Source organism: Pseudomonas corni (genome assembly GCF_057128765.1).
In genome coordinates this window covers 127,449-153,289 of record NZ_JBSKHW010000008.1, presented here as the reverse complement: position 1 = coordinate 153,289, position 25,841 = coordinate 127,449, and the positions used below count along the sequence as shown (strand labels likewise).

Below are 25,841 nucleotides of genomic sequence, written 5' to 3'. Positions count from 1 at the left end.
AAGGTCATGACTCAAACATGCCCAAACAACTCCTGCACGAACTGCACGCGCTCTTCCGGGCTTTCTACTCGACCATTCAGGGCGAACATGTCGAGGCGGTCTTCCACCGCGCGGGTGCGATGGGTCAGGCCGCAATCGTTAGCGATCTGGATGTTCAGGCCGGGGCGGGCGTTGAGTTCCAGAATCAAGGGACCGCGTTCCTGGTCCAGCACCATGTCCACGCCGATGTAACCCAGTCCACACAGCTCATAGCATTCAGCGGCCAGCTTCATGAAACCGGTCCAGTTGGGCAGTTGCACGCCATCCACCGCGTTGGTGGTGTCCGGGTGTTTGCTGATGATGTTGTTCAGCCAGGTGCCGCGCAGGGTCGTGCCGGTCGCAAGGTCGACGCCGACCCCGATCGCGCCCTGATGCAGATTGGCCTTGCCGCCGGACTGTCGGGTTGGCAAGCGCAACATCGCCATCACCGGGTAGCCCATCAACACGATAATCCGGATGTCCGGAACGCCCTCGTAGCTGATGCTTTTGAAAATCTGATCGGGGGTCACCCGGTATTCGATCAGCGCTCGATCGCGATGCCCGCCCAGAGAATACAGGCCGGTGAGGATGCTGGAAATCTGATGCTCGATCTCATCATGGCTGATGATCCGGCCGGAAATGGTGCGGTACCGATCTTCAAAACGATCGGCGATCACCAGGATGCCGTCGCCGCCAGCCCCTTGTGCGGGCTTGACCACGAAATCGCTGCGCCCGCCGATGATCTGGTCCAGCTTGCTGATTTCTTTTTCGGTGGAAATGATCCCGTACATCTCCGGCACGTGCATGCCGGCAGCGATGGCCCGTTCCTTGGTGATGATCTTGTCATCGACGATAGGGTAGAGGCTGCGCTTGTTGTACTTGAGCACGTAATCGGCATTACGCCGGTTGATGCCCATGATCCCCTTGGCTTCCAGTGCCTTCCAGGTTTTCCACCATCCGATCATTTGGCGTCTTCCCTCGCTTCATCTTCTTTGATGAATGCTTTGAAACGGATCAGTTCGGTCAAGCGATAGCCGCGGTAGCGACCCATTGCCAGCATGAAGCCCACCAGAATCAGTAGCACCGCCGGGAAGGTGAACACGAAATAGATCAGCTCCGGCACGCTCATGATGATGTGCGCCAGGGATGCAGCAAACAGCGTGCCGATGGCGACTTTCATGGCATGGCCGCCGCCGCGTTCTTCCCAGGTGATCGACAGGCGTTCGATGGTCATGGTCAGAATCACCATCGGGAACAGCGCCACCGAAAGGCCGCGCTCCAGGCCCAGCTTATGGCTGAACAGGCTGATGGCGGCAATCAGCACCACCACGAACGTCAGCACCACCGACAGACGCGGCAGCATTTGCAGCTTGAGATGCTCCAGATAGGAGCGCAGTGACAGCCCGAGCGCAGTAATGATCGTGAACAGCACAATGCCGAAGCCCAGTTGCGTTTCCCTGAACGCCAGCGCAATCAGCACCGGGGTGAAGGTGCCGAGGGTTTGCAGGCCGATCAGGTTGCGCAGGATCAGGATCACCAACACGCCAATCGGGATCATCACCATGATCATGAAGGTCTGCTGGGTCTGCAGCGGCAGTCCGTACAGCGAGTACTCCAGAAAGTCGGCGTCGGTGTTTTCGTCGGTCAGCTTGGCCAGGCGGATGGCGTTCATCTCGCTGTTGTTCAGGCTGAAATTGACCGTGGCTTTTTTACCACCCTCCACCGAAATCAGGTTTTCATCGCCGATCCACCACAGCAAACGGTCCTGTGGCAGGCCTGCCTCGCCGGTGTCCGGATTGAAATACAGCCAGTCCTTGCCATTGAAGCTGCGCAGCCACAGTTCAGGTGTTTGCGGCTGATCGGCCACCAGGCGAATGGTGTGCACCTTCTCGACCGGCACATGGGCAATGGACAGCAGGATTTCAGTAATACGCGCCTTGTTGGCCACTGATGTATCGCCGGCCAGCAGCAGCTTGACGTTGTCGTCGCTCAGGTTGTTGACGCGCTTGATGGCTTCGGTGACGAACGTCTCGACGTCAGCCGAGTGCTGGCGAATGGGCGCAAGCAGGGCGTCGGCGGCGATTTTCTCAGGACCTTCGACGACGATGCTGTCGCGAAAGATAGGGCCTTTGACCTTGGCTTTTTCGCCGCTGTAGCGCTTGGTCAGGACCAGTCGGTAATACAAGGTCTGATTGCCAGTGGCACGTCGCGCGGACCAGGTGACCTTGCGGTTGCCATCGGCGCGATTGACGCTGACACCGTAATTGTTGGAGATAAAGCTCTCATTGAGGCTGATGTAGTCTCGGGCCAGGGGCGGGACGAACATCTGGATCTTGACCGGGTCTTTGGGATTGGCGACGAACTCGACCTTGGCGTCGATGTTCCACAAGTCGTCGGTTTCGTCTTCGGTCACCGGAATCCCGAGAACCAGTATCTGATAGGCCGTGATCGCAATACCCAGTCCTACCAGGATTGTGATCAGGATTTTCAGATGGAGGGTAAGCGCGCGCATGTAGTTACTCTGCGGTTAAAGCATCGGTCGCACAGGCTGGTTTGCCTGCTGCGTATTTAAGGCCGGGATCGACCAGCGCATCGAAGTGTTTCAGGGCTTCGGAGCCAATCAAAAGCGGGTATTGGAATGCACTTCGGTCGGTCAAGTTCACTTCCACGGTTCTTAAAGCTGAACCCATGCACACATTCAGGCTGATAACAGGCCGAGCGGTGTATTTTTTCTCGTCATCGGGGTCGATGTCGCCCGCGCGCCGCTTGATTTTGCTGACCCGCGCCAGAGGCCGCTCGATCGGATGTGCGTGGGCATCGTCGATGGCCAGGTAGAAGCGCACCCAGGATTCGCCGTCACGCTTGAAACGCTTGATGTCGCGCGCACTGAGGGACGCGGTTTTTGCGCCGGTGTCGAGTTTAGCGGCCACTTGCAAATCGATGTCTGCAAGCTCTGCGTACTCATTGAGGCCGTAGACGGTCTTTTCGGCGGCGAGGCTCATGCCGGGCAGCAGCAGGCACAGCACAATAAGGAAGGGGTTGAGGCTCATAAGTCCTGGCAAGGTAACAAAGGGGTCAAGCAGCCGTCGTGAAGTCGGGGCAGCGGCGCGACGCATTCTAGCATGAAGGTTTTGCCGCTCCGGAAAATCCCCCGAACCTGGACAGCTCTGTAGGAGCGCGCTTGCCCGCGAAGGTTGCTACTGCTGGAGGGTATCTATCCGATGCGCAAATTTTTCGCGGGCAAGCGCGCTCCTACAAAGCACACTGTCGACAATTGTGTTTTTGGCTTTGACTATTCAGGGCGAATTGGCTAGCTTTAGCGCTATAAATTTAAAAGGTGTCAACAATGTTGGATACCGCAGAAATTCTTCCTCCCGCCCACGACGAATCGGAAACACTGTCCGAAAATGTCTTCCGGCGCATTCAGGCCGCTATCGTCAAAGGCGATATCAAGCCTGGCAGCAAGATCTCCGAACCAGAACTGGCGCGCACCTATGGCATCAGCCGTGGTCCGCTGCGTGAGGCCATTCACCGCCTTGAAGGTCAGCGCCTTTTGGTGCGCATTCCCCATGTTGGCGCCCGAGTCGTTTCGCTCAGCCATGCCGAACTGGTCGAGCTGTACGAAATCCGTGAGTCCCTCGAAGGCATGGCCTGTCGTCTGGCCGCCGAACGTATGACCCAAGTTGAAATCGACGAACTGCGCGCGGTGCTCGAAACCCACGAGCGCGATACGGCGTTCCAGGCTGGCGTGGGTTATTACCAGCAGGAAGGCGACTTCGATTTCCACTACCGAATCATTCAGGGCGCGGGCAACAGCACGCTGACCCAGATGCTCTGCGGCGAGCTGTATCAATTGGTGCGCATGTACCGGATTCAGTTTTCCACCACGCCTAACCGTCCGCGTCAGGCGTTTGCCGAACACCACCGCATTCTCGACGCCATCGCCGACCGTGATGGCGAATTGGCCGAATTGTTGATGCGCCGCCATATCGGCGCGTCGAAACGCAACATTGAGCAGCACTATCACGCTGCGCCTGCCCGAGGTGAAAAAGAAAAATGAGTCTGATCAGAAGCACTCCCGGCCAACGTTTCCGCGATGCCGTGGCCAGCGAACATCCGCTGCAAGTGGTCGGCACGATTAACGCCAATCACGCATTGCTGGCCCAGCGCGCCGGTTTCAAAGCTATTTACCTGTCTGGCGGCGGCGTGGCGGCAGGCTCACTTGGCGTGCCGGACCTGGGGATTACCGGGCTGGATGATGTGCTCACTGATGTTCGCCGCATCACTGACGTCTGCGATCTGCCGCTGCTGGTGGACGTCGACACCGGTTTCGGCGCCTCGGCGTTTAACGTGGCGCGCACGGTCCGGTCGATGATCAAGTTCGGCGCAGCAGCGATGCACATCGAAGATCAGGTCGGCGCCAAGCGCTGCGGTCATCGTCCGGGCAAGGAAATCGTTTCGCAGCAGGAGATGGTCGACCGCATCAAGGCGGCAGTGGACGCGCGCACCGACGAGAGCTTCGTGATCATGGCGCGTACCGATGCGCTAGCCGTCGAAGGCCTGGAATCGGCGCTGGATCGTGCCGCCGCGTGCATCGAAGCCGGCGCGGACATGGTGTTCCCGGAAGCGATCACCGAGCTTGAGATGTACAAGCTGTTTGCCAGCCGCGTGAAGGCGCCGATTCTGGCCAATATCACCGAGTTCGGTGCGACGCCGCTGTTCACCACCGACGAACTGAAAGCCGCCGAAGTGGCGCTGGTGTTGTATCCGCTGTCGGCGTTCCGTGCCATGAACAAGGCGGCCGAAAACGTCTACAACGCGATCCGCCGCGACGGCACCCAGCAGAACGTCGTCGATACCATGCAAACCCGCATGGAGCTGTACGAGCGCATCGACTACCACGTCTTCGAGCAGAAACTCGATGCGTTGTTTGCGCAGAAGAAGAGCTGAAACACTCAACATGGATCAACCGATGATCCCCCGTGGGAGCGGACCTGTCCGCGAAGAGGCCGGTACATCCGGCATCTGTCTGTCGGACAAACGATTGTCTTCGCGGACAGGTCCGCTCCCACGAGTCCCTATTCATAGAACGAACGAATTGCCAAATCCCTAACAAATTCAAGATTGGAGACAGCAATGGCTGAAGGAAAAGTATTGAGCGGTGCTGGCCTGCGGGGCCAAGTTGCGGGGCAGACTGCATTGTCGACCGTCGGGCAGGCCGGGGCTGGTCTGACGTATCGAGGTTACGACGTCCGCGAACTGGCAGCAGATGCGCAGTTTGAAGAAGTGGCCTACCTGCTGCTTTACGGCAACCTGCCGAACCAGAGCGAGCTGGACGCCTATTTGAAAAAACTCCAGGGCCTTCGCGACCTGCCGCAAGCGCTCAAAGAAGTGCTCGAACGCATTCCGGCTGATACCCATCCCATGGACGTCATGCGCACCGGCGCGTCGATGCTTGGCAACCTTGAGCCCGAAGAAAACTTCGGTCAGCAGCACGACGCCACCGACCGCATGCTGGCCGCCTTCCCGGCGATCATGTGCTACTGGTATCGGTTCAGCCACGACGGTAAACGCATTGATTGCGTGACCGATGAAGCTTCCATCGGAGGCCATTTTCTCAAGCTGCTGCTGGACAAGACCCCGAGCGAGCTGCACCGCAAGGTCATGAGTGTGTCGCTGATCCTCTACGCAGAGCACGAATTCAACGCCTCGACTTTCACCGCTCGGGTTTGCGCGTCGACCCTGTCTGATCTGTATTCGTGCATCACCGCCGCCATCGGCACCTTGCGCGGCCCGCTGCACGGCGGCGCCAACGAGGCAGCCATGGCGATGATCGAAAAATTCGCTTCGGCCGATGAAGCGGTCAAAGGCACCCTCGGGATGCTGGAGCGCAAGGACAAGATCATGGGCTTTGGCCACGCGATCTATAAAGACAACGATCCGCGCAACGAAGTGATCAAGGGCTGGGCGAAGAAGCTGGCGGACGAGGCGGGCGACACGGTGCTGTATCCGGTCTCTGAAGCCATCGACAAAACCATGTGGGAACAGAAAAAGCTGTTTCCCAATGCCGACTTCTACCATGCCTCGGCGTACCACTTCATGGGCATCCCGACGCCGCTGTTCACGCCGATTTTCGTCTGCTCGCGCCTGACCGGCTGGGCTGCGCATGTGTTTGAGCAGCGTGCCAACAACCGCATTATCCGTCCAAGCGCCGAATATATCGGCGTCGAACAGCGCAAGTTCGTGCCAATCGAACAACGCTGAAGGGGTGAGGAGAAGGCTGCGCCGGACTGACTGAGGCGAAGCATCCCTGTAGGAGCCAACTTGTTGGCGAGAAGGCTTGACGCGGTGCATCAGGCCTGACGCGCTCGCGAACAAGCTCGCTCCTACAGGTGAGTTTGAAATCTGTAGGAGCCAACTTGTTGGCGAGAAGGCTTGACGCGGTGCATCAGGCCTGACGCGCTCGCGAACAAGTTCGCTCCTACAGGTGCCAGCCCCCGCCTTCTGAAATAACCGTGACCGAGTGCTGATGATGAACACTGAATACAGAAAACGCCTGCCCGGCACCGACCTGGATTATTTCGACGCCCGCGCGGCGGTCGATGCCATCCATCCCGGTGCCTACGCCACGCTGCCGTACACCTCTAGGGTGCTGGCGGAAAACCTGGTGCGCCGCTGCAACCCGGCCACTTTGAAGGCCTCGCTGACGCAACTGATCGAGCGCAAACGCGACCTCGACTTCCCTTGGTTCCCCGCGCGCGTGGTTTGCCATGACATCCTCGGACAGACCGCGCTGGTGGACCTGGCCGGTTTGCGTGACGCGATTGCCGACATGGGCGGCGATCCGGCGCAGGTCAATCCCGTGGTGCCGGTGCAGTTGATCGTCGATCACTCGCTGGCGGTGGAGTGCGGCGGCTACGACCCGGACGCCTTTACCAAGAACCGCGCCATCGAAGACCGCCGCAACGAGGACCGATTTCACTTCATCAACTGGACCAAACAGGCGTTCAAGAATGTTGAAGTCATCCCGCCAGGCAACGGCATCATGCATCAGATCAATCTGGAGCGGATGTCGCCGGTGATTCAGGTGCAAGGTGGGCTGGCTTTCCCCGACACACTGGTCGGCACTGACAGCCACACGCCACACGTCGACGCCCTGGGTGTTGTCGCCATTGGCGTTGGTGGGCTGGAGGCGGAGAACGTCATGCTCGGCCGCGCTTCGTGGATGCGCCTGCCGGACATCATCGGCGTCAGCCTGTCGGGCCGTCCGCAACCGGGTATCACCGCCACCGACGTGGTGCTGGCGCTGACCGAATTCCTGCGCAAGCAAAAAGTCGTGGGCGCCTGGCTGGAGTTCTACGGCGAAGGTGCCAGCGCCCTGACCCTGGGCGACCGCGCGACCATTTCCAACATGGCCCCGGAATACGGCGCTACGGCGGCGATGTTCTCCATCGACCAGCAGACCATCGACTATCTCAAGCTCACAGGCCGTGAGGACGAGCAAGTGAAGCTGGTGGAAACCTACGCCAGAGAAGCCGGGTTGTGGGCGGACACCCTGACCGCTGTGGAGTACGAACGGGTTTTGAGCTTTGACCTGTCCAGCGTCGTGCGCAACATGGCCGGGCCGTCCAACCCTCATGCCCGCGTTGCGACCAGTGATCTTGCGGCCAAAGGTATTTCCGGCGCGTGGGAAGATGTGCCAGGGCAGATGCCGGACGGCGCGGTGATCATTGCCGCCATCACCAGTTGCACCAACACCAGCAATCCGCGCAACGTGATCGCCGCCGGGCTCTTGGCGCGTAATGCCAATCGGTTGGGCCTCACTCGCAAACCGTGGGTGAAATCCTCGCTGGCGCCGGGCTCCAAGACCGTCGCGCTGTATCTGGACGAAGCGGGCCTGACCACCGAACTTGAGCAGTTGGGTTTCGGCGTCGTCGCCTTTGCCTGCACCACCTGCAATGGCATGTCCGGCGCGCTGGACCCGGTGATCCAGCAGGAAATCATCGACCGCGACCTGTACGCCACGGCGGTGCTGTCAGGCAATCGCAACTTCGACGGGCGCATTCACCCTTATGCCAAGCAGGCTTTTCTCGCCTCGCCGCCACTGGTGGTGGCCTACGCCATTGCCGGGACGATTCGCTTTGATATCGAGAAAGATGTGCTGGGCGTGGTCGACGGCAGGAAAATCCGCCTGAAAGACCTCTGGCCCACCGATGAAGAAATCGACGCGGTGGTCAAGGCCTCGGTCAAGCCGGAGCAGTTCCGCCAGGTCTACATTCCGATGTTCGCCATCCACGAAGACACTGGCCCGAAAGTGGCGCCGCTGTATGAGTGGCGGCCGATGAGCACCTACATTCGGCGCCCGCCGTATTGGGAAGGTGCGCTGGCCGGTGAGCGCACCCTCACTGGCATGCGCCCGTTGGCGGTTCTGCCGGACAACATCACTACCGATCACCTGTCGCCGTCCAACGCGATCATGCTCGACAGCGCGGCGGGCGAATACTTGGCGCACATGGGCGTGCCGGAAGAGGATTTCAACTCCTACGCCACCCATCGCGGCGACCACTTGACCGCGCAGCGTGCGACGTTTGCCAACCCGAAGCTGTTCAACGAAATGGTCCTGGAGGACGGCAAGGTCAAACAGGGCTCCTTCGCACGGGTCGAGCCGGAAGGCCAGGTCACGCGCATGTGGGAAGCCATCGAAACCTATATGGCGCGCAAGCAGCCGCTGATTATCATTGCTGGTGCCGATTACGGTCAGGGTTCGTCCCGGGACTGGGCGGCCAAGGGCGTGCGGCTGGCGGGTGTGGAAGTGATCGCAGCCGAGGGCTTCGAACGCATTCACCGCACCAATCTGGTGGGCATGGGCGTGCTACCGCTGGAGTTCAAGCCGGGGGTCAATCGCCTCACGCTTGGCATTGACGGAACGGAAACCTACGACGTCATTGGCGAACGCACACCGGGCGCCACGCTGACCCTAGTGATTCGTCGCCGAAACGGGGAGATCGTTGACGTCCCGGTGACCTGCCGTCTGGATACCGGTGAGGAAGTGTCGATCTACGAGGCGGGCGGTGTGTTGCAGCGCTTTGCCCAGGATTTCCTTGAGTCTTCAGCCGTCGCCTAAGCGTATTTCTGTAGGAGCCAACTTGTTGGCGAGCGGGACGATGCGGTGTGTCAGGCACGACGTCTCGCGAACAAGTTCGCTCCTACAGAAGGCGCCTGGCGCAGGAATTCTTGTGGCTTATATATAGGAAGCATCTTTATGGCCCACCCAGCACAAATCAAAATCGCCGCCACCTACATGCGTGGCGGTACCAGCAAGGGCGTGTTCTTCCGCCTGCAGGATTTGCCTGAAGCCGCACAAGTGCCGGGCGCTGCTCGCGATGCTTTGCTGTTGCGCGTCATTGGCAGTCCGGACCCCTACGCCAAGCAGATCGACGGCATGGGCGGCGCAACGTCGAGTACGAGCAAAACCGTGATCCTGTCCAAAAGCACTAAAGCGGATCACGACGTCGATTACCTGTTCGGCCAGGTGTCCATCGACGAGCCGTTCGTGGACTGGAGCGGCAACTGCGGCAACCTGTCGGCAGCGGTCGGCCCTTACGCCATCAGCAACGGGCTGGTGGCGGCCGATCGCATCCCGCATAACGGCGTCGCGGTCATCCGCATCTGGCAGGCCAACATCGGCAAGACCATCATCGCCCACGTACCGATCACCGACGGTGCGGTGCAGGAAACCGGTGATTTCGAACTGGACGGCGTGACCTTTCCCGCAGCCGAAGTGCAGTTGGAGTTCATGGACCCAGCGGCGGAGGAAGAGGGCGCAGGCGGCTCGATGTTCCCCACCGGCAACCTGGTGGATGAGCTGGAAGTGCCCGGCGTCGGCACGTTCAAAGTGACGATGATCAATGCCGGTATCCCGACCATCTTCGTCAACGCGGGCGACATCGGTTACACCGGCACGGAACTGCAGGACGCGATCAATAGTGACCCGCAGGCGCTGAACCGTTTCGAGACCATTCGTGCCTATGGCGCCTTGAAAATGGGCCTGATTGCCGACGTCGATGAAGCCTCAAAACGTCAGCACACGCCGAAAGTAGCCTTCGTTGCGCCGCCGGCTGAGTACGTGTCGTCCAGCGGTAAAAGCGTCGGGGTGTCGGACACCGATCTACTGGTGCGGGCAATGTCCATGGGCAAACTGCACCACGCGATGATGGGCACGGCGGCGGTGGCGATTGGCACGGCGGCGGCGATTCCTGGCACGCTGGTGAACCTGGCAGCGGGCGGCGGCGAGCGCAGTGCGGTACGTTTCGGGCATCCGTCGGGCACCTTGCGAGTGGGAGCCCAAGCGGTGCTGGTGGATGGTGAGTGGTCAGTGAAAAAAGCCATCATGAGCCGCAGCGCGCGGGTGTTGATGGAGGGATTTGTTCGGGTGCCGGGTGATGTCGTCTGATCGACGCCAATCCCTTTGTAGGAGCGCGCTTGCCCGCGAATAGGGTTTGTCAGCGACAGAATGGGTAACTGACAAAACGCTTTCGCGGGCAAGCGCGCTCCTACTGGGGGCGTCGCCGCATCTGGTTTATTTAAAACGCCGCTCTACGCCTTTCTCCACCAGCACTTTCGCTGAGATTTCCTCGACGGAAAAGTGAGTGGAATTGATGTTCGGGATGTTCTCGCGGCGGAACAGGTTTTCCACTTCGCGCACCTCGAATTCGCATTGGGCGTAGCTCGAATACCGGCTGTTGGGTTTGCGTTCGTGCCGAATGGCGGTGAGGCGATCCGGATCGATGGTCAGGCCGAACAACTTGTCGCGATGCTGCTTCAGCGCTGCCGGCAGTTGAAGGCGCTCCATGTCGTCTTCGGTCAGCGGATAGTTGGCGGCGCGGATGCCGAATTGCATGGCCATGTACAGGCAAGTAGGGGTTTTCCCACAGCGTGAAACACCCACCAGAATGATGTCTGCCTTGTCGTAATAATGCGTGCGAGCCCCGTCGTCGTTGTCCAGGGCGAAGTTCACCGCCTCGATGCGTTCCATGTAATTGGAGTTGTGACCGATGGAATGCGATTTCCCCACCGAGTAGGAAGAGTGTGAACTAAGCTCCTGCTCAAGCGGCGCCAGGAAGGTCGAAAAAATATCGATCATGAAGCCGTCGGACGTCGCCAGAATCTCGCGGATGTCCTGATTGACGATGGTGTCGAAGATGATCGGACGCACCTCGTCTTTCTCGGCCGCCTTGTTGATTTGCTGCACCATTGCTCGCGCTTTCTCGACGCTGTCAATGTAGGGGCGCGTGAACTTGTTGAAGGTAATGTTTTCAAATTGTGCCAACAGGCTCTGGCCCAGGGTTTCGGCCGTAATGCCGGTGCCGTCGGAGATGAAGAAAGCGGATCGTTTCATTTGCGCTCTGGGCCTTAAGCTGGTGACGATTGTTGGATATCATAGGCGCGTTTGCGGGCCATGACCTGACCGCATTCTTACCTGTAATCCAGATCCAGACCAACCCGTGCAACGAGCCGCCTTTATAAGGGTTTGAGCACCGAAGCTTTTCCCAACAACAATCGGTTAGTGGAGAGATCACCTTGGTAGAGTACGTAGTTTCCCTCGATAAGCTCGGCAAGGACGATGTTGAGCACGTAGGGGGCAAGAACGCATCCCTCGGCGAGATGATCAGTAACCTCGCGGGCGCCGGTGTTTCGGTCCCCGGTGGCTTTGCCACTACAGCTCAAGCCTATCGTGACTTTCTTGAGCAGAGTGGTCTGAACGATCAGATACACGCGGCACTCGATGCCCTTGATGTCGACGACGTCAACGCCCTGGCCAAAAACGGCGCGCAGATTCGTCAGTGGATCATGGAGGCTGAATTCCCCGAGAAACTCAACGCCGAAATCCGCGTCGCCTTCGCCGAGCTGTCGGCAGGCAATCCGGACATCGCCGTTGCTGTGCGTTCTTCTGCCACCGCAGAAGACTTGCCCGACGCATCCTTCGCAGGTCAACAAGAAACCTTCCTCAATATCCGCGGCGTCGAGAACGTCATCCGTGCGGCCAAGGAAGTCTTCGCTTCACTGTTCAACGACCGCGCCATTTCCTACCGTGTGCATCAGGGTTTTGATCACAAGCTGGTCGCGTTGTCCGCTGGCGTGCAGCGCATGGTCCGCTCCGAAACCGGTACAGCTGGCGTGATGTTCACCCTGGACACCGAATCCGGTTTCCGTGACGTAGTGTTCATCACCGGCGCCTACGGTCTGGGCGAAACCGTCGTACAAGGCGCGGTTAACCCGGACGAATTCTACGTTCACAAACAAACCCTTGAAGCCGGTCGCCCGGCGATCCTGCGCCGCAACCTGGGCAGCAAGGCGATCAAGATGATCTACGGCGAAGTGGCTACGGCCGGCAAGTCGGTCAAGGTGATCGACGTCGATGCCGCCGATCGTGCGCGTTTCTGCCTGACCGATGAAGAAGTCAGCAACCTTGCCCGTCAGGCGATGATCATCGAAAAGCACTACAAGTGCCCGATGGACATCGAGTGGGCTAAAGACGGTGACGACGGCAAGCTCTACATCGTTCAGGCTCGTCCTGAAACCGTGAAAAGCCGCACCTCGGCCAACGTCATGGAACGCTATCTGCTCAAAGAGAAGGGCACCGTGCTGGTTGAAGGCCGTGCCATCGGTCAGCGCATCGGCGCGGGCAAGGTCCGGATCATCAAGGACGTGTCCGAAATGGACAAAGTCCAGCCGGGCGACGTGCTGGTGTCCGACATGACCGACCCGGACTGGGAACCGGTGATGAAACGCGCCAGTGCCATCGTCACCAACCGTGGCGGCCGTACCTGTCACGCGGCGATTATCGCCCGCGAACTGGGCATTCCTGCTGTCGTCGGTTGTGGCAATGCAACTCAGCTGTTGCGTGACGGCCAGGGCGTGACCGTCTCCTGCGCTGAAGGCGACACCGGTTACATCTTCGAAGGCGAGTTGGGTTTCGACATCAAGCAGAACTCCATTGATGCCATGCCCGAACTGCCGTTCAAGATCATGATGAACGTCGGCAACCCCGACCGTGCGTTCGATTTTGCCCAGTTGCCCAACGCCGGTATCGGCCTGGCGCGTCTGGAGTTCATCATCAACCGCATGATCGGCGTGCACCCCAAGGCGCTGCTTAACTACCCGAACCTGCCGCAGGACATCAAGGACAGCGTCGACAAGCGTATCGCCGGTTACGACGACCCCGTCGGTTTCTACGTCGAGAAGCTGGTTGAAGGCATCAGTACGCTGGCCGCCGCGTTTTCCCCGAAAAAGGTCATCGTGCGCTTGTCGGACTTCAAGTCCAACGAGTACGCCAACCTGATCGGCGGCAAATTGTACGAGCCGGAAGAAGAAAACCCGATGCTGGGTTTCCGGGGTGCTTCGCGCTACATCAGCGAAAACTTCCGTGACTGCTTCGAGCTGGAATGCCGCGCCCTCAAGCGTGTGCGCAACGAGATGGGCCTGACCAACGTCGAAATTATGGTGCCGTTCGTGCGCACCCTGGGCGAAGCGAGTCAGGTCATCGACCTGCTGGCGGAAAACGGTCTGGCCCGTGGCGAGAACGGTCTGCGCATCATCATGATGTGCGAATTGCCGTCCAACGCGATTCTGGCTGAAGAGTTCCTTGAGTTCTTCGACGGCTTCTCCATCGGTTCCAACGACCTGACCCAGCTGACCTTGGGTCTGGACCGTGACTCCGGGATCATCGCGCACCTGTTCGATGAGCGTAATCCGGCGGTCAAGAAGCTGTTGTCCAACGCTATTCAGGCCTGTAACAAGGCCGGCAAATACATCGGTATTTGCGGCCAGGGCCCGTCCGATCATCCGGATCTGGCGCGCTGGCTGATGGAACAGGGCATCGAAAGCGTTTCCCTGAACCCGGACTCAGTGCTGGAAACCTGGTTCTTCCTGTCGGAAGAAGACGCACCGACCTGATGGAAATTGGGTAAAATGCTGGCCCACTTCGGTGGGTCAGTTTATTTGGAAGGGCGGTTTCACAGATACCGCCCTTTTTTGTGCGATTTTTTCAGCGTCTGCCGGCTATCTGTCTAATCACAGGCCCCAGGCGATGAGCTTTCCGAGCCCAGCAAGACGATATGCAAAGCAGCAGCGATCTTTTTCCCGTGGCCTTGATCAGCGCCGAACGCCGTGGCGACCTGATCGAGGACGTGTACCGTTTAAAGCCCGGCAACAGTCTGGATTTCACCGTCGAGCTGGCCGTCACGCGCCTGGGTCTGGTTACAAACCCCGATGTGCGAGGGGTGCCGGTCATCCTCTTGCACGGCAGTTTTTCCAATCGTCGTTTCTGGTATTCACCCAAGGGCATCGGCTTGGGCGCCTATCTGGCGCGTGCCGGGTTTGATGTCTGGATCCCGGAGATGCGCGGCCACGGCCTGTCCGCACGTAATCAGGCCTACCCCCATAACCGCGTCGCTGATTACGCGCGATACGATCTGCCGGCCATTGCCGCGTTCGTGCGTGAGCAGAGTGGCCAGATTCCTCACTGGATCGGCCATTCCTTGGGCGGCATCACATTGGCAGCTGCGCTCGGCGGTCATTACATCGGTGTCGAGCAGGCCGCGTCTGTGGCGTTGTTCGGCAGCCAGGTCACGCGCAATTTTTGGCCGCTGAAAATACCCCCGGTGCAATGGGCCGGGCGCATCCTGCTCAAGCGTTTCGAGCACTTTTCGGGGTCGCGTTTCAAGCGCGGGCCTGAGGACGAGCCCATGGGCGTGATCCTTGAAAGCATGAGCTGGCGCGGGCTGTTCGGGCGTTTCGGTGACAAGAAGGAAGACTGGTGGGCGGGGTTGCAGCAGGTTCAGGTTCCATTGCTGGCGGTAACTGCAACTGGCGACCATCAAGACCCGTCTTGGGCCTGTCGCGAGCTGTTCGAGCAGTTTGGCAGCGAACGCAAACAGTTTCTTTGTCTGGGCCGTGAGCAAGGCTTTACCGAGGACTTCGATCATGTGCAGATGCTGGTCAGCAAAGCCGCGCAAACCCAGGTCTGGCCATTGGTTCAGGACTGGCTGAATCAGGCGGCGGTGGCACCGGTTGCTGAATCTACGCTGAACGCCTCGGCGACGGCCTGACAGAGCGGCGTGCTGAGCATTTCGCTGAGCGTGAGTTGCGGCTAAGCTACGACGCACCCGCCGGCTGACGGCAAATTGTTCTATCTATATGGAAGCAATGCGTGATTGAGTGTGGTCCGATTCAGGTGCCATACGAGCCTTGTCAAAACAGCTTTACCCTTGCTCATCACTGACAGGAGTTACCCCATGCACTACCTCACTCCGGATTTGTGCGACGCCTACCCTGAACTGGTTACGGTCGTTGAGCCAATGTTCAGTAATTTCGGTGGTCGTGATTCATTCGGTGGCGAAATCGTCACCATTAAGTGTTTCGAAGACAACTCACTGGTGCGCGAACAAGTGGACCAGAACGGCAAGGGCAAGGTGCTGGTGGTCGATGGGGGTGGCTCGTTACGCCGTGCGTTGCTCGGTGACATGTTGGCCGAGAAGGCTGCCAAAAGCGGCTGGGAAGGCATTGTGATCTACGGCTGCATTCGCGACGTCGATGTCATCGCGCAGACCGATCTGGGCGTGCAAGCGCTTGCCAGTCATCCACTCAAGACCGACAAGCGCGGCATTGGCGACCTCAATGTCGTCGTGACCTTCGCCGGCGTGACGTTCCGCCCCGGAGAATACGTGTACGCCGACAACAACGGCATCATCGTCTCACCCAGCCCTTTGAAGATGCCGGACTGATCGGTCAACGATTAAACAGGACACCGAATGTTCGACGAGACAAACGCGCAATGGGGTTTGCTGCACGCCCTTGTACTGGATGGTAAAGGCGGTTCGCGCTCGATCGCTCGTACTGAACTTGATTGTCTGCAACTGCAGCCCCACGAAAGCGTGTGGCTGCACTGGGATCGCAGTCATCCGCAAACCCAGACCTGGCTGCGCACTGCCAGTGGGCTTAGTGAGTTTGTCTGTGATTTGCTGCTTGAGGAGAACACGCGTCCCAGATTGTTGCCGTTGCCGGATGACGAATTGCTGCTGTTCTTGCGCGGGGTCAACCTCAATCCCGGTGCCGAGCCCGAAGACATGGTGTCCGCAAGGATTTTCGCCGCCGCGCAGCAGGTGATCTCCCTTCGCTTGCGTTCGTTGCGCGCAACCGATGAGCTGATCGAGCTGCTTGGTCAGGGCAAAGGTCCGAAAACCGCGTCCGAGCTGCTTCTGTATTTGTCCCAATACCTGACCGACAAGGTGCAAATGGTAGTCAGTGAACTCACTGAACTGGTCGACGAAGTGGAAGAAGCGATGGATGCCGACGAACGGCATGTGCCAGAGCACGGCAAGATGCTTCATATTCGTCGGCGAGCGGCCGGGCTGCGTCGTTTTCTGGCTCCCCAGCGCGAAATCTACGCGCAGTTGACCAGGATCAAAGTGCCGTGGTTCGTTGTCGACGATGCTGATTACTGGAACGAGCTGAACAACAGTCTGACTCGCTATCTTGAAGAGCTGGAATTGAGTCGAGAGCGAGTAGGGCTGGTGCTCGAGTCCGAAGATAGACGGCTTAGCGAGCGCATGAACAGAACCATGTATCGATTCGGAATCATCACCGGAATCTTTCTGCCCATGAGTTTTTTGACGGGTTTGCTGGGGATTAACGTGGGGGGTATTCCGGGCTCGGATAATCCTTATGGTTTCCTGATTGCATGCTCTTTGATGGTGGTCGTTGCACTGGGCCAGTGGTGGATGTTCAGGCGTTTAAGATGGGTTTGAAACGGGCTCGAGTAGGCCTTTTCCTACATCAGTGAAATTGCAGTTGTGACTCTTCCAAATTTGGCTGCGTCTTTCAGTGACATTGCGAGAGATACCCGATGCACGATCCGTTTGAAGAATCATTGCGTGACATGCTTAATTCGTCTTCCTCCAGCCGGGATGACGATGCTTGCCTGGGTCGTGTTCTGAAAACGGCCAACCGTCAGGTCGGGGCAGGTGATTTGTTTGGATTGCTGGGTCGTTGTTCTCAAGCGTTGATGATCGCGCTGAATAACGGTTCGGCCCATGTTTCTCCGGTTTCACGTCGCAAGGCGACGCTTGCCAGTATTACAGACAAGGCTGATTGAATATGGAATTGGATCTCTGGACGCAGAGCCTCGTTACAGCAATGACTGCGTTGTGGACCAAAGTTGCGAATTTTATTCCGAACCTCTTCGGAGCGCTGGTTGTCGTACTGCTGGGATTTGTCGTAGCCAAGCTGCTTGACACCCTGCTGTCGAAATTGCTGGCCAAGCTTGGCCTCGACCGTTTGATGGGTGGCACTGGCCTGACCAAGCTGTTAAGTCGTGCTGGCGTTCAGGTTCCGATATCGACGCTGATTGGCAAGATCGTTTACTGGTTTGTGCTGTTGATTTTTCTGGTGTCGGCGGCAGAGTCCCTTGGGCTGGAACGGGTTTCTGCGACGCTGGACATGCTGGCTCTGTATCTGCCGAAGGTTTTTGGCGCGGCGCTGGTGTTGTTGGTCGGTGTACTGCTGGCGCAATTGGTGAACGGGATTGTTCGCGGCGCAGCAGAAGGCGTAGGTCTGGATTACTCGGCAGGCCTGGGGCGTTTGGCTCAGTGGCTTGTGATCATCATCAGTATTTCGGTGGCGATCAGTCAGCTTGAGGTCAAAACCGACCTGCTGAACCACGTCATTGTCATTGGTTTGATTACCGTTGGTCTGGCGGTTGCGCTGGCAATGGGTTTGGGTAGCCGCGAAATCGCGGGCCAGATACTGGCAGGAATTTATGTGCGGGAGTTGTACCAGGTAGGGCAACAAGTGCGTGTTGGCGAGGTCGAAGGGCAGATCGAAGAGATTGGCACGGTGAAAACCACCCTGCTGACCGATGAAGGGGAGTTGGTGTCAATGTCCAACCGAGTCCTTCTCGAGCAGCGAGTGAGCAGCCGCTGAACCGGCGAATCTGCTAATGTATGCCGCCGCAAAATCCTGGAGTTTCCGGGGTGGCGGACATTCACCTGACTGTCGGCACGACTTGTTTTGAATAGACCCCAACCGCTCTCCCTGCGCTATGATCCCCGCGAGCTCTCTGATGAGGAGTTGGTCGCGCGCGCGCATGACGAGCTGTTCCATGTGACGCGGGCTTATGAAGAGCTGATGCGTCGCTATCAGAGAACACTTTTTAACGTCTGTGCACGTTATTTAGGGAACGATCGCGATGCTGACGATGTCTGTCAGGAAGTGATGCTTAAGGTGTTGTATGGCTTGAAGAATTTCGAGGGTAAATCGAAATTCAAAACCTGGCTCTACAGCATTACGTACAACGAATGCATCACGCAGTACCGTAAGGAGCGAAGGAAGCGGCGATTGATGGATGCCCTGAGCCTGGATCCGCTGGAAGAAGCGTCTGAAGACAAGACGCCCAAGCCGGATGAGAAAGGTGGGCTTGATCGCTGGCTTGTGTATGTGAACCCGATTGATCGGGAGATTCTGGTCCTGCGATTCGTCGCCGAACTTGAGTTTCAAGAGATCGCAGACATCATGCACATGGGCCTGAGTGCCACGAAAATGCGATACAAAAGGGCACTTGATAAATTACGTGAGAAATTTGCAGGCGTTACCGAAACTTAACTCGGTGCAAATATCTCTAACGAGCAGGCAAGTTCTGATAGACTTGCCGATGAGTTGTCCCCGTTATGCGGGACTGCTTTACAATCACCAGATGGGGATTTAACGGATGAAACTGAAAAACACCTTGGGCTTGGCCATTGGTACTATTGTTGCCGCAACTTCGTTCGGCGCTCTGGCACAAGGCCAAGGCGCAGTCGAAATTGAAGGCTTCGCCAAGAAAGAACAGTTCGACAGCGCTCGTAATTTCAAGAATGACGGCAACCTGTTCGGCGGTTCGATCGGCTACTTCCTGACTGACGACGTTGAATTGCGTCTGGGCTACGACGAAGTTCACAACGTCCGTAGCGATGACGGCAAGAACATCAAAGGCGCTAACACCGCTCTTGACGCTCTCTACCACTTCAACAACCCGGGCGACATGCTGCGTCCATACGTTTCCGCAGGTTTCTCTGACCAAAGCATCGGTCAGAACGGCAGCGGCGGTCGTAACCGCTCCACCTTCGCCAACATCGGCGGCGGTGCGAAGCTTTACTTCACCGACAACTTCTATGCTCGTGCTGGCGTTGAAGCTCAGTACAACATCGACCAGGGTGACACCGAGTGGGCACCTAGCGTCGGTATCGGCGTAAACTTCGGTGGCGGCTCCAAGAAAGTTGAAGCAGCACCTGCTCCAGTTGCTGACGTCTGCTCCGACAGCGACAACGATGGCGTTTGCGACAACGTAGACAAGTGCCCAGACACCCCAGCCAACGTAACTGTTGATGCTAGCGGTTGCCCGGCAGTTGCTGAAGTTGTTCGTGTTGAGCTGGACGTGAAATTCGACTTCGACAAGTCGGTAGTCAAGCCTAGCAGCTACGGCGACATCAAAAACCTCGCTGACTTCATGACTCAGTACCCACAAACCACCACCACTGTTGAAGGTCACACTGACTCCGTCGGTCCTGACGCTTACAACCAGAAACTGTCCGAGCGTCGTGCAAGCGCCGTTAAGCAAGTTCTGGTTAACCAGTACGGTGTTGGTGCAAGCCGCGTGAACTCGGTTGGCTACGGCGAAACCCGTCCAGTTGCTGATAACGCAACTGACGCTGGCCGCGCTGTTAACCGTCGCGTAGAAGCTGAAGTAGAAGCCCAAGCTAAGTAATTAGCCAAAGCCTCAAAAAAACCCGGCCTCTGCCGGGTTTTTTCATGCCTGGAATTCGCTCTATCTCAAGCTTCGTATTGATGCATGACTATGGCAGCTGCGGTACTTGCAACCATCTCTGCATTGCCCACGACTTCACCAATCACAAGAATGGCCGGACTCTTGAGTTCAAATGCCAATGCATCACGATGCATATCCAGCAATGAGGTTCTGCATTCCCGTTGATGGGGCAGGGAAGCGTTTTCGATCATCGCTACCGGCGTATTCTCCCGCAAACCGCCATTCAATAGTTGGCCCTGAATTTCTGTCAGCTTCGCAACGCCCATATACACCACAAGCGTCGTACCACTTTGTGCCAGTGCCTGCCAGTTGAGCGTACTGTCGTCCTGAGTGTGAGCCGTAACCAACGTTACCCCCCGCGCAACCCCTCTCAATGTCAGCGAGATGCCGCATTGCGTTGCGCCCGCCAACCCTGCCGTAATGCCATTGACTACTTCTACCTCAACGCCATTTTCGCGCAGCCACTGCGCTTCTTCGCCGCCGCGTCCAAAAATACAGGGGTCTCCGCCTTTCAGGCGCACCACGCATTTGCCTTGACGGGCATAACGCAGCATCAGGCGATGGATGAAGGCCTGTGGCGTCGAGCGGCAGCCGCCTCTTTTGCCGACAGGGATGATACGAGCGCCGCGGCAGTGTTCGAGCGCCGCGCTGTTGACCAGATCGTCGATCAAGACGATATCGGCCTCACGCAATGCCCTGACAGCTTTCAGGGTCAAAAGCTCGGGATCGCCGGGACCTGCGCCCACCAGCCAGACTTTTGCGTTCATTGCGTTACCTCGACTTTTGATACCAGCGCGCAGCAGGCTGCCCGCCATGGGATTATGTGAAGTACATCAGCCGCAAGCTGCGCGGCGTATCAGGTCTTGATCAGCCAGAGCCACATCAATAAGTTGGCGATCAGCGAAAGCACAGCGATGGTCTGCCAGACCTTTAGCGGCTCTCGTTCAAGCAATGGACGGGGGCGTGCGTTCAGGGTTTTCAACTCACCCTGTTGCAACTGCAACAGCCATTGTTCTGCGGTTTCGTAGCGTTTTTCCGGATCGGCCTGGAGCGCCTGGCTCAGGTTGTGTTCGATCCATTCAGGCACGTCTGGACGGTATCGCCCGGCAGGCACGGGGCTGCCAAAGCGCGGATGCTGAAATGCTTCGATCTCGCCGTAGGGGTAGTGACCCGTGAGCAGGAAATACAGGGTGACGCCCGCAGCATAAATATCCTGCCGCCGTTCAGGCGCCTGGCCGTTGAATGCCTCCGGGGCAATGAAGCTGGGCGTTCCCGGCAGATCATTGGGCTGGACCGCTGACAGCCCCGGGCAGAATGCCAAGCCAAAATCCAGGACTTTCAACGCACCATCGTCGTCGAGCAGGAGGTTTTCCGGTTTGATATCCCGATGCACGATGTTGCGACGATGCAAAAGCCCGAGTGCACTGACCAGATCAGTTGCAAGGCTCAGCCAGAGCGACAGGCGCAGCGGTCCGTTCTGCTCGAAGATTTCGCCGAGTGTCTGGCCGGAGTATTCACGCATGACGTAGTACAAATGCTGGCGCTGCGCTGCGGCATGCACCTCCGGATAGAAGCGCCCGGCCACTCGCCGCAAAAACCACTCTTCCAGCAGCAGCGCCTGCTCGGCGCCTGATTCGCCTGATAGCGCGGCGGGCAAGGTTTTTAGCAACCAGGGCTGATTTTGCGCATCCCGCACGCGGTAGATTCGTGATTGCCTGGAGTCGGCCAGTTGCGATTCAACGTGCCAGCCCTCAAAAGTCTGGCCCGGCTTGAGTTGCGGTAGCATCGGCCATCGCTGCAGTTGCAGCAGCGCGTCCCCGAGACTGTCAGTGCCGAGCTGATGGACATTAATCAGCAGTGCACTGGCGTTGTCTTGACTGCCCGCCAGATGTGCCGCGCTGACCAGCGTTTTGACGGCGTCATCGAGATTGTCCTGCTCATTGAGAATCGAGCGGATGCGCTCGTCCCCTAAAGTCGCCCATACACCATCGCTGACCAGCAGCAGGCGTTCGCCTTCACGCAACTCGCCGTCCAGATAGTCCATGACCACGTATTGATCCAGCCCGAGCGCACGTTTGAGTACGTGCTGCATGTCGCGCTGTTCCCAGACATGATCTTCGCTGATGCGTTGCAGCTCGCCAGCGTACCAGCGGTAAACCCTGCAATCGCCGACGTGGGCAAGAGTGAAACGGCGACCGCGCAAGACCAACACGCTCAAGGTAGTCAGCAAGCCATTGGCTTGCAGCCAGCGATTTTGCGCAAGCAACAAGCGATCGAGTGCTTGCGCGATCCCCCAGGTTTCTGGCGTCGAATAGTAGTCCAGCGCCAGGGCCTGAAGGGTGGAGCGAGCAGCGAGCCCGCCGTCCAGGCATTGACTTACCCCATCCGCCAGCGCAAATAAATAGCCTTTGCTCGCGGCCAGTGCCGGTGCGGGGGTCACCCAACGCACCGCGTCCTGATTTTCATCACGCGGACCGCTCGCGCTGAACTCGGCGCAGCTAAATTGCAAGTCCGTCGCGGTGACGTTGGGCAAGTCTGCTGACGAGTTCATTGGCCGATTCTCGCGTCTGACATTTTAGAAGCGTTCAGACCCGAGCCGCCGTCACTGCCGCCGAACCCCACGTGGTTCTCCAGCGACGCTTGACGTTCATCAGTCCAAACCACGCCAGTACACCGAGCAAGGCAAACAGCCACAGGCCCAGTTGGTAATCGCCGGTGTTTTGCTTGATTGCGCCAAGACCAGCCGCCAGCAGGAATCCGCCGATGCCGCCAGCCATCCCGATCAACCCGGTCATGACCCCGATTTCCTTGCGAAAACGTTGTGGGACCAATTGGAAGACGGCGCCGTTGCCTGCACCGAGACCCAACATGGCGGCGACGAACAGCGCCAGTGCCGCCCAGGAACTTGGCAGGTTGAAGCCAACCGCAGCGATGCAGATTGCGGCGACCGCATACATGCCCGACAGGGTGCGAATGCCGCCGAAACGGTCGGCCAGTGCGCCACCCAAAGGACGCATCAGGCTGCCACCGAACACGCAGGCCGCCGTGTAGTAGCCGGCGGTAACCGGGCTGAGGCCATATTGGTCGTTGAAATAGCCGGGCAGGGCACTGGCCAAGCCAATGAAGCCGCCAAAGGTAACGCTGTAAAACAGCATGAACCACCAGCTGTCGCGGTCACCCAGGGCTTTGAAGTAGTCGGCCATGGATTTGGCTTTAGGCCGTTCCGGGGCGTTGCGGGCCATCAGCGAGAAAGCGATCAGCGTGAGCACCAGCGGGATCACTGCAAATCCGAACACGTTGCTCCAGCCGAAACTGGCGGCCAGCAAGGGTGCGATCAATGCCGCAAGCACGGTGCCGGAATTGCCTGCGCCGGCAATGCCCATGGCTTTGCCCTGGTGTTCAGCCGGATACCATTGCGAAGCCAGCGGCAGGGCAACGGCGAACGATGCGCCAGCCATGCCCAGGAACAGACCTAGCACCAACGCTTGTTCGTAGCTGTGAATGCCCAGCTGCCAAGCGCCGAACAGCGCCACGATGACGATGATCTGGCCGATGATGCCGGCGGTTTTCGGCGACAACTGATCAGCCAGCATGCCCATCAAAAAACGCAGGATGGCGCCTGCCAGGATCGGCGTGGCGACCATCAGCCCTCGTTGTTGAGTGGTCAGGTGCAGGTCGGCGGCAATTTGAACGGCCAGCGGACCGAGCAGGTACCAGACCATGAAGCTCAGGTCGAAATACAGGAACGCTGCAAACAGTGTCGGTTTGTGGCCGGCCTTCCAGAAACTCGTATTCATCAAACACCTCATCTGCAAAGGAATGTGGCGGGCGAGGCGAACTCGCACTGCAACGGGTCAGATCCTGCAGGTGAAGCACCACAATCCGGCGCTCCACCCGGCCCAAAAACACTGGGTCCAAAACGCAAAAAACGTCGCAGCCCGATCCGCCTGAGCGAAGAGGGGTGCGACGTCTTTGTCGTGAGTGGGGCAACCGCCGTTGGCTACCTGTGCGGTTTACAAAGCAAAACGTGGGCCAGTATGTCCGGTGATCGAAATGTAGGAGCGCGCTTGCCCGCGAAAACGGTGTGTCAGTTTCATATCCCCTTGCGGACAGAAAACCTTCGCGGGCGAGCGCGCTCCTACAAGGGTTGTTGGACGCTAGCCCAGCAACTCGCTCATGGCGATGATCTGCTCGGCCACTTGAATCAGCTTCTGTTGCCGGCTCATGGCCTGACGGCGCATCAGGGTGTAAGCCTCTTCTTCGTTACAGCTTTTCATTTTCATCAGCAGCCCCTTCGCCAGTTCTATGCGCTTACGCTCGGCGAGTTGCTGATCACGGGCATGCAGCTGGGCGCGCAAGTCCTGATCGCTTTCGAAACGCGCCATGGCGACATCAAGAATCGGCTGCAAGCGCTGTGCGTGGATGCCTTCGACGATGTAGGCGCTGACGCCTGATTTGATTGCCTGGCGCATGACGCCGGGGTCGTGTTCGTCGGTGAACATCACGATCGGTCGCGGCAGATCGCGGGTCACCAGCACCACTTGCTCCATCACATCGCGGCCCGGGGATTCGGTGTCGATCAAGATTACGTCCGGACGTACCGCCTCGACGCGCGCGGGCAAGTCGATGATCAGTCCTGACTCGTCGATGACCTCAAACCCGGCTTCGATCAGTGCGGCCTTGAGGCGTCCGACCTTTTTCGGCGTGTCGTTTATCAGCAGGATACGCAGCATGTTGGCATCCTCCTCAACGATCGAGCGCGATGGGGGCGGTATCGGCCAACGCATGCAGCTTGAAGCTGCGCGCATAGCCCGCCGGATCACTGCCGTCCCAGACCTTGCCGTCGATCAACTGACTGCTGCGCATGGGCGCGGAGGGGACCGGCACGCCGAGCGCTTCGGCCGCCTGGGCATAAAGCGCAAGTTGCTGCACCTGCCGGGCAATGGCCAGGTAGTCGGGGTCTTCGCGCAACAATCCCCACCGACGGAACTGGGTCATGAACCACATGCCGTCGGACAAATAGGGCAGGTTGACCTCGCCATTATTGTAGAAACGTACCGGGTGATGGTCCTGCCAGTGATTACCCAGCCCGTCGACGTACTTGCCCAGCAATCGCGACTCGATGGATTCCACCGGGGCATCGACATAGTCGCTGGCGCTGAGCAATTGCGCCGTACTGCAACGGTTGTCGACACTTTGTTCGATGAAGCGGCTTGCCTCTAGTACCGCCATGATCAGTGCCCGTGCGGTGTTGGGATACTGCTCGACAAATTCACGGGTACAGCCGAGTACTTTTTCCGGGTGATCCGGCCAGATTGCCTGAGAGGTGGCCATGGTAAAGCCCAGATCCTGAGCCACTGCGCTGGCGCCCCACGGTTCACCCACGCAGAAACCGTCAATGCGGCCAGCCTCAAGGTGGGCAACCATTTGCGGCGGCGGCACCACCACGCTGTCGACATCGTTGAGCGGGTGAATGCCTTGACTCGCCAGCCAGTAGTACAACCACATTGCGTGATTGCCGGTGGGAAAGGTCTGGGCGAAGGTCAGTTTTGGATCGCTTTGGTGCGTGCGCCGGTCCAGCGCCTCAGGAGTGATCACTCCGGCGTCCTGCAAGGCCCGGGAGACATTGATGCTCTGGCCATTCTGATTAAGCCCCATCAACACCGCCATGTCCGTGGCTTGTCCGCCAATGCCCAGTTGCGCGGCGTAGATCAGGCCGTACAGGCTGTGGGCGGCGTGGAGCTGGCCGTTGACCAGTTTGTCCCGCAGATTGGCCCAGGACGTTTGCCGATGCAGATTGATGTTCAGTCCATACGGCTGCGCGAAGCCCTGAGTCGCCGCGACCACCAGGGATGCGCTGTCGGTCAGCGCCATGAAGCCGACATCGATACTGCTAAGTTCCGGGGCGTCGCTGCCCGCCACCCAGGCCAATGTGCTGCTTATTGATTCATTCATGTTTTCG

22 protein-coding genes are annotated in these 25,841 nt (G+C 58.5%); 13 read left to right on the top strand and 9 right to left on the bottom strand.

The features are described 5' to 3' along the window. Positions 1–11: 11 nt before the first annotated feature. The 3 genes from ACWKV9_RS14530 to rloA are packed head-to-tail and all read right to left on the bottom strand — an operon-like array spanning position 12 to position 3,068. Positions 12–980, bottom strand: a complete 969-nt coding sequence (locus ACWKV9_RS14530) for an alpha-L-glutamate ligase-like protein (RefSeq protein ID WP_483836901.1) — start codon at positions 978–980, stop codon at positions 12–14. Beyond that, positions 980–2,530, bottom strand: a complete 1,551-nt coding sequence (rloB, locus tag ACWKV9_RS14525) for an osmotic stress tolerance membrane protein RloB (protein ID WP_483836806.1) — start codon at positions 2,528–2,530, stop codon at positions 980–982. The genes ACWKV9_RS14530 and rloB overlap by 1 nt, the downstream gene beginning before the upstream one ends. Before the next feature lie 4 nt (positions 2,531–2,534). Beyond that, entirely contained in the window at positions 2,535–3,068 is a 534-nt protein-coding gene (gene rloA, locus ACWKV9_RS14520; RefSeq protein ID WP_483836900.1) for a retropepsin-like aspartic peptidase RloA, read from the bottom strand. Between the two features lie 296 nt (positions 3,069–3,364). Between rloA and ACWKV9_RS14515 the strand changes: the two genes are divergently transcribed. The 5 genes from ACWKV9_RS14515 (at position 3,365) to prpF (ending at position 10,471) form a co-directional block, all read left to right on the top strand. After that, on the top strand, positions 3,365–4,078 hold the full coding sequence (locus ACWKV9_RS14515; RefSeq protein ID WP_483836805.1) for a GntR family transcriptional regulator: 714 nt from the start codon (positions 3,365–3,367) through the stop codon (positions 4,076–4,078). Then, positions 4,075–4,968, top strand: coding sequence for a methylisocitrate lyase (gene prpB, locus ACWKV9_RS14510; protein ID WP_483836804.1), 894 nt, complete (start codon positions 4,075–4,077; stop codon positions 4,966–4,968). Before ACWKV9_RS14515 ends, prpB begins: the two co-directional genes overlap by 4 nt. A gap of 186 nt (positions 4,969–5,154) precedes the next feature. After that, on the top strand, positions 5,155–6,282 hold the full coding sequence (prpC, locus tag ACWKV9_RS14505) for a bifunctional 2-methylcitrate synthase/citrate synthase (RefSeq protein ID WP_483836803.1): 1,128 nt from the start codon (positions 5,155–5,157) through the stop codon (positions 6,280–6,282). Positions 6,283–6,550: 268 nt separating this feature from the next. Beyond that, entirely contained in the window at positions 6,551–9,142 is a 2,592-nt protein-coding gene (gene acnD / locus ACWKV9_RS14500; protein ID WP_483836899.1) for a Fe/S-dependent 2-methylisocitrate dehydratase AcnD, read from the top strand. Positions 9,143–9,280: 138 nt separating this feature from the next. Next, complete coding sequence (gene prpF / locus ACWKV9_RS14495) at positions 9,281–10,471, top strand: 2-methylaconitate cis-trans isomerase PrpF (protein WP_483836802.1); 1,191 nt, start codon at positions 9,281–9,283, stop codon at positions 10,469–10,471. Between the two features lie 126 nt (positions 10,472–10,597). On the opposite strand, the gene ppsR is transcribed toward prpF, so the two are convergent. Continuing rightward, the gene (gene ppsR, locus ACWKV9_RS14490) at positions 10,598–11,416 is read right to left on the bottom strand and encodes a posphoenolpyruvate synthetase regulatory kinase/phosphorylase PpsR (protein ID WP_483836801.1); all 819 of its coding nucleotides are present in this window, start codon (positions 11,414–11,416) and stop codon (positions 10,598–10,600) included. A gap of 182 nt (positions 11,417–11,598) precedes the next feature. Here ppsR and ppsA point away from each other — a divergent pair, with 182 nt between their 5' ends. The 8 genes from ppsA (at position 11,599) to ACWKV9_RS14450 (ending at position 19,819) form a co-directional block, all read left to right on the top strand. Then, the gene (gene ppsA, locus ACWKV9_RS14485; RefSeq protein WP_483836800.1) at positions 11,599–13,974 is read left to right on the top strand and encodes a phosphoenolpyruvate synthase; all 2,376 of its coding nucleotides are present in this window, start codon (positions 11,599–11,601) and stop codon (positions 13,972–13,974) included. A gap of 161 nt (positions 13,975–14,135) precedes the next feature. Then, the gene (locus ACWKV9_RS14480) at positions 14,136–15,128 is read left to right on the top strand and encodes an alpha/beta fold hydrolase (RefSeq protein WP_483836799.1); all 993 of its coding nucleotides are present in this window, start codon (positions 14,136–14,138) and stop codon (positions 15,126–15,128) included. A gap of 186 nt (positions 15,129–15,314) precedes the next feature. Further along, positions 15,315–15,803, top strand: coding sequence for a ribonuclease E activity regulator RraA (gene rraA, locus ACWKV9_RS14475; protein WP_483836798.1), 489 nt, complete (start codon positions 15,315–15,317; stop codon positions 15,801–15,803). 27 nt (positions 15,804–15,830) lie between these two features. Further along, on the top strand, positions 15,831–16,826 hold the full coding sequence (locus tag ACWKV9_RS14470; protein WP_483836797.1) for a zinc transporter ZntB: 996 nt from the start codon (positions 15,831–15,833) through the stop codon (positions 16,824–16,826). A gap of 98 nt (positions 16,827–16,924) precedes the next feature. Further along, a complete protein-coding gene (locus tag ACWKV9_RS14465; protein WP_483836796.1) occupies positions 16,925–17,173 on the top strand; it encodes a CrfX protein in 249 nt (82 codons plus the stop codon). A 2-nt stretch (positions 17,174–17,175) separates the two neighbouring features. Then, positions 17,176–18,000 (top strand): mechanosensitive ion channel family protein, encoded by an 825-nt coding sequence (locus ACWKV9_RS14460; protein ID WP_483836795.1) that lies wholly within the window; start codon positions 17,176–17,178, stop codon positions 17,998–18,000. Positions 18,001–18,087: 87 nt separating this feature from the next. Beyond that, positions 18,088–18,678 (top strand): RNA polymerase sigma factor SigX, encoded by a 591-nt coding sequence (sigX, locus tag ACWKV9_RS14455; protein ID WP_483836794.1) that lies wholly within the window; start codon positions 18,088–18,090, stop codon positions 18,676–18,678. A gap of 106 nt (positions 18,679–18,784) precedes the next feature. After that, complete coding sequence (locus ACWKV9_RS14450; RefSeq protein ID WP_483836793.1) at positions 18,785–19,819, top strand: OmpA family protein; 1,035 nt, start codon at positions 18,785–18,787, stop codon at positions 19,817–19,819. 65 nt (positions 19,820–19,884) lie between these two features. On the opposite strand, the gene cobA is transcribed toward ACWKV9_RS14450, so the two are convergent. The 5 genes from cobA to ACWKV9_RS14425 all read right to left on the bottom strand — a co-directional run bounded on the left by cobA (position 19,885) and on the right by ACWKV9_RS14425 (position 25,834). Further along, positions 19,885–20,646 carry a uroporphyrinogen-III C-methyltransferase gene (cobA, locus tag ACWKV9_RS14445; RefSeq protein WP_483836898.1) on the bottom strand — a complete coding sequence of 254 codons (762 nt, stop codon included), beginning with the start codon at positions 20,644–20,646 and terminating at the stop codon, positions 19,885–19,887. 89 nt (positions 20,647–20,735) lie between these two features. Continuing rightward, positions 20,736–22,430, bottom strand: coding sequence for a bifunctional protein-serine/threonine kinase/phosphatase (locus tag ACWKV9_RS14440; RefSeq protein WP_483836792.1), 1,695 nt, complete (start codon positions 22,428–22,430; stop codon positions 20,736–20,738). Between the two features lie 34 nt (positions 22,431–22,464). Next, positions 22,465–23,676: a nitrate/nitrite transporter gene (locus ACWKV9_RS14435; protein WP_483836791.1), complete on the bottom strand. Its 1,212-nt coding sequence runs from the start codon at positions 23,674–23,676 to the stop codon at positions 22,465–22,467. Between the two features lie 360 nt (positions 23,677–24,036). Then, the gene (locus ACWKV9_RS14430) at positions 24,037–24,612 is read right to left on the bottom strand and encodes an ANTAR domain-containing response regulator (protein WP_483836790.1); all 576 of its coding nucleotides are present in this window, start codon (positions 24,610–24,612) and stop codon (positions 24,037–24,039) included. Between the two features lie 13 nt (positions 24,613–24,625). Beyond that, entirely contained in the window at positions 24,626–25,834 is a 1,209-nt protein-coding gene (locus ACWKV9_RS14425) for a CmpA/NrtA family ABC transporter substrate-binding protein (protein ID WP_483836789.1), read from the bottom strand. Positions 25,835–25,841 lie beyond the last annotated feature (7 nt).